The sequence below is a fragment of the Paenibacillus xerothermodurans genome (genome assembly GCF_002220865.2).
In the GTDB taxonomy this organism is placed as follows: domain Bacteria; phylum Bacillota; class Bacilli; order Paenibacillales; family NBRC-103111; genus Paenibacillus_S; species Paenibacillus_S xerothermodurans.
On sequence record NZ_NHRJ02000001.1, the window covers coordinates 258,906 to 273,480 of the forward strand.

At 48.9% G+C, this 14,575-nt stretch carries 18 protein-coding genes; all 18 read right to left on the reverse strand.

The window, feature by feature from the left end; translation table 11 throughout:
• Window positions 1-68: 68 nt before the first annotated feature.
• Window positions 69-1,517 carry a proline--tRNA ligase gene (proS, locus tag CBW46_RS01135; protein WP_089198187.1) on the reverse strand — a complete coding sequence of 483 codons (1,449 nt, stop codon included), beginning with the start codon at window positions 1,515-1,517 and terminating at the stop codon, window positions 69-71.
• A gap of 48 nt (window positions 1,518-1,565) precedes the next feature.
• The gene (rseP, locus tag CBW46_RS01140; RefSeq protein ID WP_089198188.1) at window positions 1,566-2,819 is read right to left on the reverse strand and encodes an RIP metalloprotease RseP; all 1,254 of its coding nucleotides are present in this window, start codon (window positions 2,817-2,819) and stop codon (window positions 1,566-1,568) included.
• Window positions 2,820-3,103: 284 nt separating this feature from the next.
• Entirely contained in the window at window positions 3,104-4,246 is a 1,143-nt protein-coding gene (locus CBW46_RS01145; protein ID WP_089198189.1) for a 1-deoxy-D-xylulose-5-phosphate reductoisomerase, read from the reverse strand.
• A gap of 19 nt (window positions 4,247-4,265) precedes the next feature.
• Entirely contained in the window at window positions 4,266-5,066 is an 801-nt protein-coding gene (locus tag CBW46_RS01150) for a phosphatidate cytidylyltransferase (protein ID WP_089198190.1), read from the reverse strand.
• Between the two features lie 21 nt (window positions 5,067-5,087).
• The gene (locus CBW46_RS01155; protein WP_089198191.1) at window positions 5,088-5,855 is read right to left on the reverse strand and encodes an isoprenyl transferase; all 768 of its coding nucleotides are present in this window, start codon (window positions 5,853-5,855) and stop codon (window positions 5,088-5,090) included.
• A 58-nt stretch (window positions 5,856-5,913) separates the two neighbouring features.
• Window positions 5,914-6,468: a ribosome recycling factor gene (frr, locus tag CBW46_RS01160; RefSeq protein WP_089198192.1), complete on the reverse strand. Its 555-nt coding sequence runs from the start codon at window positions 6,466-6,468 to the stop codon at window positions 5,914-5,916.
• Window positions 6,469-6,471: 3 nt separating this feature from the next.
• Window positions 6,472-7,197, reverse strand: coding sequence for a UMP kinase (gene pyrH / locus CBW46_RS01165; RefSeq protein WP_089198193.1), 726 nt, complete (start codon window positions 7,195-7,197; stop codon window positions 6,472-6,474).
• Window positions 7,198-7,286: 89 nt separating this feature from the next.
• Window positions 7,287-7,940, reverse strand: a complete 654-nt coding sequence (gene tsf / locus CBW46_RS01170; protein WP_089198194.1) for a translation elongation factor Ts — start codon at window positions 7,938-7,940, stop codon at window positions 7,287-7,289.
• 93 nt (window positions 7,941-8,033) lie between these two features.
• A complete protein-coding gene (gene rpsB / locus CBW46_RS01175; protein WP_089198195.1) occupies window positions 8,034-8,732 on the reverse strand; it encodes a 30S ribosomal protein S2 in 699 nt (232 codons plus the stop codon).
• Window positions 8,733-9,015: 283 nt separating this feature from the next.
• Entirely contained in the window at window positions 9,016-9,513 is a 498-nt protein-coding gene (locus CBW46_RS01180) for an MltG/YceG/YrrL family protein (RefSeq protein ID WP_089198196.1), read from the reverse strand.
• Window positions 9,503-10,078 (reverse strand): hypothetical protein, encoded by a 576-nt coding sequence (locus CBW46_RS01185; protein WP_089198197.1) that lies wholly within the window; start codon window positions 10,076-10,078, stop codon window positions 9,503-9,505. The genes CBW46_RS01180 and CBW46_RS01185 overlap by 11 nt, the downstream gene beginning before the upstream one ends.
• A gap of 26 nt (window positions 10,079-10,104) precedes the next feature.
• Window positions 10,105-10,275: a hypothetical protein gene (locus tag CBW46_RS21140; RefSeq protein WP_165842168.1), complete on the reverse strand. Its 171-nt coding sequence runs from the start codon at window positions 10,273-10,275 to the stop codon at window positions 10,105-10,107.
• A gap of 25 nt (window positions 10,276-10,300) precedes the next feature.
• Complete coding sequence (locus CBW46_RS01190; RefSeq protein ID WP_089198198.1) at window positions 10,301-11,701, reverse strand: DUF342 domain-containing protein; 1,401 nt, start codon at window positions 11,699-11,701, stop codon at window positions 10,301-10,303.
• A 19-nt stretch (window positions 11,702-11,720) separates the two neighbouring features.
• Window positions 11,721-12,503: a FliA/WhiG family RNA polymerase sigma factor gene (locus CBW46_RS01195; protein WP_089198199.1), complete on the reverse strand. Its 783-nt coding sequence runs from the start codon at window positions 12,501-12,503 to the stop codon at window positions 11,721-11,723.
• An 18-nt stretch (window positions 12,504-12,521) separates the two neighbouring features.
• On the reverse strand, window positions 12,522-12,947 hold the full coding sequence (locus CBW46_RS01200; protein WP_089198200.1) for a hypothetical protein: 426 nt from the start codon (window positions 12,945-12,947) through the stop codon (window positions 12,522-12,524).
• 7 nt (window positions 12,948-12,954) lie between these two features.
• Entirely contained in the window at window positions 12,955-13,449 is a 495-nt protein-coding gene (locus tag CBW46_RS01205; RefSeq protein ID WP_089198201.1) for a chemotaxis protein CheD, read from the reverse strand.
• The gene (locus CBW46_RS01210) at window positions 13,446-14,033 is read right to left on the reverse strand and encodes a chemotaxis protein CheC (protein ID WP_424445853.1); all 588 of its coding nucleotides are present in this window, start codon (window positions 14,031-14,033) and stop codon (window positions 13,446-13,448) included. The genes CBW46_RS01205 and CBW46_RS01210 overlap by 4 nt, the downstream gene beginning before the upstream one ends.
• Window positions 14,034-14,070: 37 nt before the next feature.
• Entirely contained in the window at window positions 14,071-14,532 is a 462-nt protein-coding gene (locus tag CBW46_RS01215) for a chemotaxis protein CheW (protein ID WP_089198203.1), read from the reverse strand.
• Window positions 14,533-14,575 lie beyond the last annotated feature (43 nt).

A 14,575-nucleotide genomic window follows, 5' to 3' on the forward strand; every position in this document is an offset into this window, starting at 1 on the left:
CCTCCCCCAAAAAAATACAAAGGGCAAACAGGAGATGTTGCTTCCGATTTGCCCTATTTTTCACTTCATTAGTAAGCTCTGCCGAACACGACGGTGTGCTCTGCAGTGTCGCCGCACACGAGACAAGTCTTTTTGTGCTCAGCCGGTTCAAATGGTATGTTCCGGCTTGTTGCACCGGTTTCTTCCTTAACCTGTGCCTCGCAAGCGTCGGAGCCGCACCAGCCTGCCAGCGCGAAGCCGCGTTTTTGCTCCAAAAATGCTTTGAATTCATCTAAGCTGTCGACCGACGTGAAGTTATCATCGCGGAACTGCTTAGCTTTATCATACATTTGTTGATGAATTTCCGCCAGCATGTTTTGCACTTCTTCGACAAATTGCTCCTGCCGGACGATCTTTTTCTCCCCGGTGATCCTCGACACCAAGACAACCTGGCCGTTATCCATATCACGCGGCCCCAGTTCCACCCGGATCGGCACGCCGCGCATTTCATATTCGTTGAATTTCCAGCCCGGACTCTGGTCTGGACGATCATCCACTTTCACGCGAACGCCGGCTTGTTTTAACTGGTCAAACAGCTCATTGACTCGACCAACGACCTGCTCTCTTGTCTTAGGAGGTCCGATCGGGATCATGATTACCTGCGTCGGGGCTACTTTGGGCGGAAGAACTAGTCCGCGGTCATCGCCATGCACCATAATTAACGCACCAATTAGTCGTGTACTTACCCCCCAGGAAGTGGTATGACAAAATTGATGCTGGTTCTCGCGGTCCAAATATTTGATGTCGAATGCGACAGCGAAGTTAGTCCCCATATAGTGCGACGTACCCGCTTGCACCGCTTTTCCGTCTTTCATCATAGCTTCGATGGAGAAAGTGTCCACCGCACCCGCGAACTTCTCGGACTTGGTTTTCTGCCCGACAATGACAGGTATCGCTAAGAAGTTTTCGGCGAAGTCACGGTAAATTTCGAGCATCTGCAATGTCTCCCGGCGTGCGTCAGCCTCGTCCTCGTGAGCCGTATGCCCCTCCTGCCAGAGGAATTCACTTGTGCGCAAAAACGGCTGCGTTCTTTTCTCCCAGCGGACTACGTTCGCCCACTGATTGATCAACAACGGCAGATCCCGGTAGGAATTAATCCATTCCGAGTACATGTGCCCAAACATCGTTTCCGAGGTTGGACGAATCGCCAGACGCTCTTCAAGCTTTTCACCGCCTGCTTCCGTTACCCAAGGCAGCTCCGGATTGAAGCCCTCTACATGTTCCTTCTCCTTCTGAAAGAAGCTTTCAGGGATGAAAATCGGAAAATAGGCATTGCGGTGGCCTGTTTCCTTAAAGCGAGCGTCCAATTCACGCTGTATGTTCTCCCAGATCTCATAACTGTCAGGTTTAAACACAATGCAGCCGCGCACGGGCGAATAGCTCATCAAATCCGCTTTTTTGATCACATCAATATACCATCTGGAGAAGTCCTCGCCTTGAGGCGTGATCTCCTTCACAAATTGTTTTTCGTTTGACATCTCGTCCTTACCTCCCGGCAATGGGTAGCAAATTATTTTATAGGTCTTTTAACCCTGGATAAGCCTTAATATATCGTTATATGTCACTGCGAGCATCAACAGCATGAGCATCGCGAAGCCCACGAAATGTACCATACTTTCCCTGCTCGGGTCCACAGGTTTCCCGCGCAGTGCTTCAAATCCGAGAAATACAAGTCGGCTGCCGTCGAGCGCCGGAAATGGGAGAAGGTTGAATAAGCCCAAGTACAAGCTCATGGCCGCTACCCATGAAATGTACTGAATCAGCCCGGCTGATGCCTGCTCGCTGGTGAATTCCACGATACGTACAGGTCCGCCCAGGTCATCCAGTTCGAACTGCAGTGTGACCATGTCGGCAAACCCGTGCAAGATCGCGGCGGTGAGCGTGGTCATCGTGTTCCAACCATGGGTGATGCCTTCTATAAAGCTCGCTTCTCGGTTCTCCGATATTAAAGTGACGCCAACTAGTCCGCCGTCCTTGTCCACAGGAGTAATCTCCTTGCGAAGCTGCTCGTTGTTTCTTTCAATGATCCACACCATTGGCTGATTGGCTGACTCCCTGATTAGATCTTTCAGCTTGGCGCCATCTGCTCCAATCCGCTCATTGTTGATGACCAACACAATATCGTTAGCTTGTAATCCGGCTTTCTCTGCGGGGGCGCCAGGCTCCGTGCTCCGAATCTTAATCTTATCAGGCACGCCGGCCACAAATACAACGCTAACGAACAGCACGAAAGCCAGAATGAAGTTCATCGCAGGCCCCGCAAATATGGCAAGCGCCCGCTGTCCAACCGTTTTACTGCCGAATTGGCGATCCCACGGCGCGATCTGTGTTTCTCTGTCTTTGCTTACCATCATCGCCTGTGGATGCACCGGAAACTGCATCATCTCTCCGTCCACATCCAATTTCACCGATAAACGACGCTCGAGATCAATGTCCTCAACGACTCCGACTAAGCTGTCGGATCTCTTGTCAAAGTCGTTCAGATATATATGCGAAACCGTGTTCCCATCGAGTGCAACGGCGACCCGCTGCCCCGGATTGATCTGCACGATCTCCGGGTCTTCTCCGGCCATGCGCACAAAGCCTCCAATGGGCAGCAGACGCAGCGTGTAACGCGTCTCTCCCCTTTTGAAGGATATGAGCTTGGGTCCGAATCCGATGGCAAATTCCCGTACCAAGATGCCAGCCCGCTTGGCAAAATAAAAATGCCCCCACTCGTGGATGGTCACCAAGACGAAAAATAGTAATACGATTTGAAAAACATTCTGCAACATAGCCAACTCGCAAAATCCTCCCTTATGCATCGATTAGTCAAGTATATGCCATGGCCTGGCTCGTTTGTATGAGAGAAATGGAATTTATCAGCCAAAAAAGCTTCTTCGGTAAAGTAGTTTTGCGGCGAAGCTTCCGTGGCATGGGGCTGGAGCACAGCCATCCAGCGTGCCCCCGCCCAAGCCTATCTTTAAGATTAACATTATTCTCAATAGGAATACAAGCAGCGCCATGATAAGAGCATATGATCCTGCTAGTCAAATCAGGCTGGAGAATACGCGATACGGCGTTTTCAATTTATGCTGCCGGCCACATGTCTTGCCCAAGCATCGGCCTCGGTTATCTGCTCTATGTCGGGATTGCTCGCCACTGCATGCCGTTCCAGCACTTCCTTAATGATGTCTTCTATCTGCAAAAAGCGGATCTCCCCGTTCAAAAAGCGCTGTACCGCGGTCTCATTCGCCGCGTTGAATACTGTTGTAGCGGTACCTCCGGCCTTTCCGCTGTCGTATGCAAGCTGCAGGCAGGGGAAGCGCTCGAAGTCCATTTCGCGGAAATGAAGTTGGGCGACTTGCGCCAAACTCAATGAACGGGTTGGAGTGGGCAGACGCTGCGGGTATGTCAGCGCATATTGAATGGGCACCCGCATATCGGGATTGCCCAGCTGGGCGATAATGCTGTGATCCCTAAACTCCACATACGAATGAATGATGCTTTCCGGATGTATGATCACATCGATCTGGGCGTAAGGGAGCCCGAACAGCCAATGGGCCTCTATTACTTCCAGGCCTTTATTAACCATCGTTGCGGAATCTATCGTGATCTTCGCGCCCATGGACCAATTGGGATGCTGCAGGGCTTGCTCGACCGTTACGTCCCGCAGCTCTGCGCGGGAGCGGTCCCGAAACGATCCGCCGGAGGCAGTTAGGGTAATCTTATGTACGTCCTCGATAGACTCGCCGTTTAAGCATTGAAAAATCGCGGAGTGTTCGCTGTCGATCGGCAAGAGTTTGACACCGTGGCGTCGTATGCTCTCCGTCACAATATGTCCTGCACTCACTAACGTTTCTTTGTTGGCCAAGCCGATATCCTTCCCGGCTTCAATTGCCGCCAGCGTTGGCCGCAGCCCCTGGCTTCCCACCACTGCGGTTACCACGAAATCGGCATCCGTGCCTGCGGCGATTTCCTGAAGGCCCTCCGCACCGTAAAACACCTCTGTACCTGCCGGCACCAATTGCTTTAGCTCTTCGGCCAACGTTTTGGTTGCTACGGAAACTTTTTTCGGTTGAAACCGGATGACTTGCTCAGCCAGCAAAGACAGATTCTGGCCGCCGGCAAGGCCTTCCACAGTGAAGAGCTCGGGGTGATGCGAAATAACGTCTAAGGTTTGAGTTCCGATGGAACCGGTGGAACCGAGAATGGCAATCCGTTTCATTTTTCACCTCACTGCTAAATTATGTATGGGGAATTAAGGCGAACAGGTGCACCGCAGGAAAGACGATCAACCAGCTGTCCACGCGGTCAAGCACACCGCCATGTCCCGGTAGGATCGCGCCGGTGTCTTTAATTCCCTTCGCCCTCTTATATGCAGACTGGATCAGATCACCCATTTGTCCGACTATCGCTATCACGGCACCCAGCAGCACGGCATCCAGCCACGACAGCGTGTCCGGCCTTGCAAGCCAGAAACATAACGCTACCGCCACTGAAACGATAATACCGCCCAGTGCCCCTTCGATCGATTTGTTCGGACTAATGGTCGGCCAGAGGGGGCGTTTACCGATGGCGGAACCAACGAAATAAGCCCCGGAATCCGTCCCCCAAATGCAAAAAAAGACAAGCAGCGTCCAGAACAGCCCGCCATTGTCTAACATGCGGGTTTCTATCATATAGTGGAAACCCGTTCCGATATATACCATACCGAGAAAAGACATGGCGATCTGATCGATCGTCACTTTGTTTTTTGATATTACTGTAACACAGAAGTAAATAAATAAAAAAAACCATATCAACTGTTCTATGGAAAGAACTGGATAGGGATCGGATATTTGCCAAGGCACCGCTAAACAGACAACACCCAAATAACCGAGCCATGTCGTTGCTTTATACTGTTTCAAACCATTCATTCGCGCAAATTCATCAAAACCGACGATCGCTAACAAAATGATTAAGCCTGCATACCAGAACGTTCCCAAATACAATAAGACCAAAAAAACTAACCCTGCAGTCAGACCTGTGATGACTCGCTGCTTCAATTGTATTCCTCCGTTTGCTGGCTAAAGTCCGCCATACCTTCGTGCTCGGCGTTGATATTCTCCAATGGCTTCATAAAAATGCTGCTCAGAGAATTCAGGCCAGCATAAATCCGTGAACCATAGTTCCGAGTAGGCCAGCTGCCATAGCATGAAGTTGCTGATCCGTAGCTCACCGCTAGTACGAATCAATAGATCTGGATCGGGAAGCGGATTTGTCAGCAGATAACTCGAGAACAACGACTCGTCGATGGCGTCCGCACTTATTACCCCATCAGTGATATCTTGAGCCATCTGTTTCACACCGGAGAGCATTTCTTTTCGGCTCCCATAATTTAAAGCAAAGTTCAGTATCAGCCCGTCATTATGCTTTGTCTGTTCGATTGCGTCTTCGATGGCTTTTAATGTATACTCCGGCAAGCCTTCCTTCCATCCCGTCATGCGGATTTGCACATTGTTCGCTATTAGCTCTTCAATTTCTTTCGGAAAAAATTCCAGCGGGAGCTTCATCAGATATTCGACTTCTTCTTTTGGGCGCTTCCAATTTTCAGTGGAAAATGCATACATGGTAAGCACGTTGACGCCAATTGCGTTTGCAGCCATGGTGATTTTTTTAACGTTTTTCATCCCTGAATGGTGGCCGGCAACGCGGGGTAGACCTCGTTTTTGCGCCCATCGGCCGTTGCCGTCCATGATGACCGCCACATGGTTCGGAATGTTGTCGGAATCGAGCCGTGGAATGAGCTCTTCACCCTGAGGCTTGCTTCCAAACCACTTTTTGAAAGGTATCATTTTTGTTTGCCTCCAGTAAGGAAAGACTAAAAGCCCCCTCGAGAGGGGGTCTTTTACATTATACTTCCATAATTTCTTTTTCTTTCACGGCTAACACTTTCTCCACTTCACCGATGAACTTATCGGTAAACTTCTGGATATCGTCTTGATGCTTGCGGGCTTCATCCTCAGATATACCGCTTTTTTCAAGCTTCTTGATATCATCATTGGCATCGCGTCGTACGTTACGAATAGCCACTTTAGCTTCTTCGCCGAATTTACGCGTCATTTTGACCAACTCCGCCCGCCGTTCCTCCGTTAAGGCCGGAATAACGATGCGGATCTGAGAACCGTCGCTCGATGGCGTCAAACCCAGATCTGATTTCAAAATCGCTTTCTCAATGGCCGACACCGAGCTTTTATCCCAAGGTTGAATCATCAGCGTACGTGAATCCGGGGTGTTGATGTTAGCGAGTTGGCTCACTGGAGTCATCGCGCCGTAATACTCGACTTGTACACGATCCAGGAGCGCCGGTGTAGCTCGGCCGGCACGTAAACTGGCAAGGTCTTTCTTCAGCGCACCGACGGCTTTCTCCATGCGGTCTTCCGCGCTTTTCTTAATCGACTGTGGCATTATTTAAACACTCCCTTTTACAATCGTACCAATTTTCTCACCTAGCACCACTCGTTTGATGTTGCCGCTCTCGGTTATGGAGAATACGATTAACGGAATATTGTTATCCATGCAAAGCGATGAAGCGGTCGAATCCATTACACCCAAATTTTTGCTCAGAACTTCCATATAAGTTAACGTTTCAAACTTTTGCGCGTTGGCATCCTTGAAAGGGTCAGCGGAGTATACGCCATCCACTTTATTTTTAGCCATAAGGATCACTTCCGCCTCAATTTCAGCCGCTCTGAGCGCTGCGGTGGTATCGGTCGAAAAGTAAGGATTTCCTGTGCCAGCCGCGAAAATAACGACTCTGCCTTTTTCCAAATGGCGAATCGCTCTTCTGCGAATGTAAGGCTCCGCAACCTGCTGCATAGTAATGGAGGTCTGCACACGGGTCGGAACGTCAATGGTTTCCAAAGCATCTTGCAGCGCCAATGAATTCATTACCGTGGCGAGCATACCCATATAATCCGCCGTTGCACGGTCTATGCCTTTGGCGCTGCCTGCAATACCTCTCCATATATTGCCGCCGCCAACCACGATAGCTACTTCGACGTTCAACTCCACGACTTCCTTGACCTGTTTGGCTATCGAGGAGATCATATCCGAATCGATCCCATATCCTAGCTGTCCCGCCAGAGCTTCTCCGCTCAATTTTAAAATAACCCGTTTGAAGATAGGTTGCGCCAAGCTTTATCCCCCCGTTCGAAAGCAGCTATAATTGTTTATGTTTAAAAAAGAAGGAACACTAAGTGTTCCCGCGATTTCGGTTTTCTTATTTAGTCCTTCTTCACTTGCGCCATAACTTCTTCAGCAAAGTTTTCTTGTTTTTTCTCTAAGCCTTCCCCTAGCTCGAAGCGGACAAAGCGGCGAATCGTAATGTTCTCTCCGATCGCAGCAACCTTTTCATTAAGAAGCTGGCCCACGGTTTTGTCTGGATCTTTGATAAACGGCTGTTCCATCAAGCAGTACTCTTCATAATATTTACCAAGGCGGCCTTCCACCATTTTTTCAACAATGTTAGCCGGTTTGCCTTCATTCAGCGCTTGGTTTTTAAGGATTTCACGCTCTTTGTCCAGCGCGTCTTGAGGCACATCCTCACGGCGTACGTACAATGGATTAGCTGCTGCGATTTGCATCGCTACGTCTCTTGCGAAATCCCGGAATTGATCAGTTTTGCCAACGAAGTCAGTTTCACAGTTAATTTCTACAAGCACGCCGATCCGCCCGCCTCCATGGATGTAAGACTCGACAACGCCTTCAGTAGCGATACGTCCAGCTTTGTTAGCCGCGGCAGACAAGCCCTTTTCACGCAGAATTTCCGCCGCTTTGGTCAAATCACCATTCGCTTCTTCCAACGCTTTTTTACAATCGAGCATTCCTGCTCCCGTTTTTTCGCGCAATTCTTTTACCGATGCTGCATTTACCGCCATGTTTTGGCCTCCTTGTATTTTAGATTATGTATCCCTAAAAAAAGGGCGGTGAAAGGATTTTACACCTTTGAACCACCCTTTCCTATTCAGCCCTTAAGCTGTTGTTTGTTCACCTTGGTGCGCTTCGATAACTGCATCAGCAATTTTCGCCGTCAGCAATTTCACAGCACGGATTGCATCGTCATTACCAGGAATGACATAATCGATTTCATCAGGATCACAGTTTGTATCTACAATACCCACGATTGGGATACCCAATTTGCGAGCTTCTGCAACTGCGATACGTTCTTTGCGAGGATCGATTACGAACAATGCGCTCGGTAGACCCTTCATATTTTTAATGCCGCCGAGGAACTTCTCAAGCCGCTCTTTTTCCTTACGCAGAATAATAACTTCTTTCTTGGGAAGTACGTCAAATGTACCGTCTTCTTCCCATCTTTCCAACTGCTTCAAACGATCGATACGCTTTTGAATCGTTTGGAAGTTAGTCAGCGTACCACCCAACCAGCGTTGGTTGATGTAGTACATTCCGCAACGCTCTGCTTCTTCCGCAACGGAATCTTGAGCTTGTTTTTTCGTTCCGACAAACAAGATCGTTCCGTTCTCCGCAGCGACGGATTTCACAAAATTGTAAGCTTCCTCTACCTTCTTGACCGTCTTTTGCAGGTCAATGATATAAATACCGTTTCTTTCAGTGAAGATGTAACGATCCATTTTTGGATTCCAACGACGGGTTTGATGCCCGAAGTGTACCCCAGCTTCCAAAAGCTGCTTCATGGAGATTACTGCCATCTTCACACACCTCCTCTAGATTGGTTTTTGGGTCTCCTCCGCCAGATCGCATCTTCGACATAAAACTTCCGTCCGGGAAGCACCCTTATGTGAATTGATCAGCGTGCGTTTTAACACCGTCAACAACTATAACACAACTCAATATACTATGCAACATCCGGCTCATAAAGAACAAAAACCTAACCGGAGGCTAGGTGGCGGAGGTCGAGAAAGTACCGAAAAAAGCAGCTAAGAACTATGATGCCGGGGATATCCTCTTCCGGGCGCTGGTTGTAGTTTCTTATTAAGAAGTTATGGCAGCAATGACCTGTGATAGCTCTGCCGGAGGTTGGAAGGCATACACTCCGGCAACAATTTTGTAGTTCAATTGCCGCTTAGCCATTGCCTCTTCGAATGCAGTACGATCCGCGATGATACCACTTCGAGTGAGCAGCTCTCCCACCTGACTTGCAGTCATACCGTTAGATATGTAGACGTGAATTTCCTTGACAGTTTGCGACGCAACCGCTTGGGAAGAGGCCGCTTGCTGCTGCGCCAGTTGCTGCAGCTGCTCGTCCAACTGCGCTTGAGTATAGATAGTTACGTCTTTTTCAATAACTTGATAGTATTGGGACGCGGCTTCCCTGAGCTGCTCTTTATCCATTTCGGCGACCGGAGGAGTGCTGCCTACATCTATCGGCGTTTGCCGGGCATCGGCGGCCGCATCCATCAATTGCAGCAGCACAGCACCACTAATTAATCCGGCGCCGAGACCGTGCAACAATGACTTGTTATTTCGCATTCATCTGCTCCTCCTGCTTTGCCAACTGAATAATAAGATTGACTTCTCCCTTATTCATGTTCAGTTTCTTAGCAATATAATCAATCGACTTGCCCTGGCCGCGCATACCGAACAGATCAGAGTAGCGCAACTTCATGCTCATAGCCGCAGGAGGTGCCGGGGTTTCTTCTCTGGCCGCCGCCGGTTCGCTCTCAGCTGATTGGTGGTGAAAAGCTGCAGCGGGAATATCGCTTGAGCGCAAGCTTTGTCTTTGCAGCGCGCTATACGCAATCTCCAATTTGGCCAGCTGTTGCACTGCCAGGCCAGACTGCTGCTCCAACATTTCAACGCGTGAAGTCAGCTTAGCTAATTGTATTTCGTAATCCTTCTTCGTTTCGGCCATCAATTGTATAAAGGCTTGATTTTGTTCATCCAATTCGGAGGTAAATTGCTGCATCATCTCTTCGATTTCATCTATGTTAGGATTTTTCTGCCCTTTTGAGACGCTCGATTTGGGCAAAATCTTAGCAGCTACAATTAACGCCAAACCCATCAACACGATGTATACCCATGCAGGTTGATCCAATGCTATTCACCTTTCCGCATTCGTAGTTACAATGACAAATCGATATGCCTGCCCTTAAAAAGATGGTCATTGCGCTTGGCGGGCTGATTTGCATCGTTTTCTTCTGAGTTACGCTTGTTTTTTGGCATCCCTACTGTTGTTCCCTGATGAGTGCTGATGCGCAATGCAAATTGGAGCTCAATCGCTCTCATACTCAACACCGGCCCCTCCTCACCACCGCCTCTACAGTGGAATCATGGCAATGTCACCGTTCGCTAATTCGAATTTAACATGAGAAATAGGATCTTTAATGAATTTAGTATAGCGGCCGATCACAATCTTGGCGCCGCTATAAATTGAGTTCACTTCCACCTTAGCCCGGTCTGAATCCTCCAGCGATTTCTCTAATTCAAACACACGTTCTTTGATGCTGGTTTGCTCTTCCGTGAGCTGTCTTTTTGTATGGTTGAGTTTGATTCTCATCCCAACCTTATCCGGTCCCAGCTGCCCAACCGCTGCCAATTGATCCAGCATGCCCAAGGCCTTATCGGTTTTATCAATATTTTCATTGACTGATCGAAGCTGTGTTCTCAACTGCGCTAGCTCATTACGCAGCTCAGGCAGTACGCCCACCTCGATAACAGTGGCTGTAGACATGGAGTTACCGACGGTACGCGCGGAAACCAGTTCACCGGCCTGAATGACACCGCCGACAATGAGTCCCTTGGACCCTTTACATATGACTTCTTTGCTGGCCCGGACCGTAGAGTGCATAATGCTTTGAGAAACTGTCACTTCTTCAGCGATGATCGTGGCGTCTTGAATGAAGGAGCTTTTCACCCGCTTTCCCGCACGAATGACCCCTTTGTTGTGACCTAGAATGCCTGCTGTTATTTCTATCGAGCCATCTGCTTCCAAGTCTGCTCCCTCGACGCTCCCGGTGACCCGAATATCTCCTGCGGCTTTAATTCTGAAGCCGGTCAGGACGCTTCCACGAATTACAACCGTTCCTACGAAGTCGATGTTTCCGATATTGTAATCGACATCACCGTTCACTTCAAAAACAGGAAACACATTGATTTTGTCACGGTCGGTTTTTGTGACCATTCCGTCTATTGCCGCGTACAGGTTGGTTTTGTCTGCGTCAGTCACTACATTTTTGCCAATTTTAAAATGCGCCTCCTTGCCGGCCCTCGCAGCAATCGTTTCTCCGGTTACCGCGATGCCCGGCGCACCTTCCGTGCCAAAAAATCGTTGGGCAATCAACTGCCCCTTCTTCACATTGTGGATGGAGGTGATCTGCTTGAAATCCACCTTTCCATCCTCCATCTCAGCAGGCTTCTTGGTGTCGGTGTCCAGATCGAGCAGCAGGTTGATGTAGCCGTCTTGTCCCGGGATTGGAGGACTGCCTGTTGCTATCAACGTCTTAGCGGAAAAAAAAGCCTTGGGGTTATCTGCGATTTCCGCCAATTTCGACCGGTCGACGCCATGTGAAACGTGAAACGATTGGAGCACTTCCCCCAGTTGATCTATAGAAAAAGTCAACCTATCGTCACACTGCTTAAATTGCAGGAACGCGTGAAGCTTGTCTTCAGATAATACAATTTCCGCACAAACACTTAACGGAACAGCCTGATCTGGCATGCATCTCCCCCCTTTGTACTCAATGATTAAACAACTGTTCCTGATAACGGCCAAGCGCCGCGCGCAAACGCGATATCGCTTTCGAATGCAGCTGGGAAATTCTCGAGGGCGACAAACTCATCACTTCAGCAATCTCAGTCAAAGACAGCTCCTCAAAGTAAAACAGTGACACAACGGTTCGTTCTTTCTCTGTCAGCCGTTCGATAGCTTTGGCTAGCGTGTCTTTCAAATAAAACTCATTTACTGTATGTTCAGGATTCTTAGCCTTCTCATCAATCAAAAGAGAAAGCCTCGTTTCAGAATCTTCTTCTCTAATAGGGTCATCGACAGAGCACACGGTCGTGATAGAAATTTCTTGCACCATTTGCCGGAACTCGTTTTCACTGACCTGCAGATAGGCACTAATTTCCGCATCCGTGACGGAGCGCGAATATTGCTGTTCCAATTGCTGATATGCTTCTTCGATTTTTTTTGATTTTTCCCGTACCGATCTAGGCACCCAGTCTCCCTGACGCAATCCGTCGATGATAGCACCGCGGATACGCCAGGAAGCATACGTTTCAAATTGCAGACCACGTAAGTAATCGAACTTTTCAATGGCGTCTATTAAGCCCAACACACCGAAACCAGCTAAATCATCTTTTGATACATTTTTGGGGAGGCCGATGGACAGACGGTTCGAAACATATTCGACCAACGGCAGATACGTTTCGATCAGCGACTGTTTTGCTTCAATCAAGCCGGATTCCTTCCACTGCTTCCAGACATCCATATTGGATAAATGCGACTTTTGCTGAATCATAAACGGTTGCCACCACCCTTATTCTTCCGTCATGCGACGTACCGCTTGTGCCATTTCGGCTGTATCCACTGTAGTGCTGCTGCTTAATTTGGGAGGCGTAAGCGGTTTGAAACCGGCATTTGCCGCGCCCTCGTTGGGGGTATTGGTTTGTTTCAGCATAGCGTGCAGCGCTTCTTGTTCGTCCGGCGTCGACATATCCAACGCATTTCCTATGTGATCGTCGTCCGTCTCAGCAGCCGGCACATCGACTGAGCCCAGTTTATGCAATCCCGCGATGGTACCCAATACCCAACGAAATAAGAAAACGAGCACAAACATCAACAAAAAGCTGTACAGGCTGCGCAGCAGCGTCGTTAACCAAATATTGTTACCCAGCGAGATCAAAAACGTCAGGAGAAACGAAATGCTGCCGATTATCAAATTCCAACGTATGGTTCCCATCATAAAAAAATTACAGCTCCTTCACTCCATGCTGAACACTTCGGATTAAAAGGAGGCCCGTTTCACAATTGAATTCAATCGTTCTTCCGTAGCTGCCGCCCGTATCTTCTCCTCTGAGAGGGATGGAATACTGCTTCAACATGCTTTTGCAGGACTCCACATTTCTCGGGCCAATGCGCATCGTATCAGAGTTCCCTCCGAAGGCGAACATCTGTGCCCCTCCAGCCATTTTGGCTTCCATCCGGCTCACTGCAGCGCCCATCTTCTGCATTTTACCTATCATGTCAGGTATAGCTGTATCTGCGTACTTGGCTATATTGAATTTGCCTTCTCTAGCAATCTCCGAATCCGGGAGCATCACATGAGCCATTCCTGCAATCCTGGCTTTTGCATCGAACAGCGTAAGGCCTACGCAGGACCCCAAACCTGTCGTTTTCAACACTCCGGTCAAATGTGTCACGTTCAGATCGGCCATGCCAACCTTGATGTATTGCTCCTGCGTCATGGACACTGCACTCCTAAAGCCGCGAAAATTTTGTCGAACGATTCCGGGTCGGGTATGAGAAAAAAACGGCCTTCCACTTCATTGTTACCATCCAAAAATTTCGTGTCTATCAGTAGGGCGGAGTCACCCATTCGACCGAATTGTATAAGACCATAACTCAATATCGCCCCTGCCATATCGATCGCCAGCGCCGGAACTGTTGGGGACATAGATAATTGCGTAAAGTCTGCCAGTGCAGACAGGTAGGAGCCTGCGAGTATGTTACCGATCTCACTTAGCGCCGACAGTTCCATTTCCGAATACTGTTCGTGGTCAATTACTTCTATTCCCACCAAATTACGTAATAATTTTTTAGCAGAATGCATGGTGAGCATGAAAAACAAATTACCAGGCGTTTCCCCTTCAACCCGCAGGAAAATCGCTATGACCACCTGCTCTGCGCCACCGACGCTCTCCGCTATCTCTTCGAAGGCAACCATCCGCACCTTTGGCACGAGCATATCGACCGGCTTGTCCAATAGCTTAGCGAGCGCTGTGGCTGCGTGTCCTGCACCGATATTTCCTACTTCTTTGAGTACATCCATTTGAAAATCAGCGAAGCGATCGAACAGTTCCACGCGGTTACTCCTCTTGACCTTCCAGTGCGGCAAGCTCGCTTTTGTGCAGAACCTCTTCAAGGTTTAGCAAGATGAGCAGTCTCGTATCACTCACTTTGGCGATGCCCTGTAAATACTTAGCTTTGATACCGCCGACAATTTCGGGCGGCGCCTCGATTCGGTCCCTGTCCACATCAATAACATCGTTTGCTGCATCCACGATCAAGCCGACTTCTACGTCTCCCACACCGACGATGATAATGCGCGTATTTTCCGTATATTCGCTTTCTGGGAAGTCAAATCTTCCACGCAGATCAATGATGGGAGTCACCATGCCGCGTAAGTTGATCACTCCTTTGACAAATGCCGGAGTCTTTGGCACACGTGTCATCGGCTGCATTCGCTCGATTGTCCGTACCTTATCTACCTCAACGCCATATTCTTCATCACCTAACGCAAATACGATAACTTTAATTTCTTCCCCCATTGTTCCTGCCTCCTATTTGTTAAAATAAAGTGCTTTTAAATTG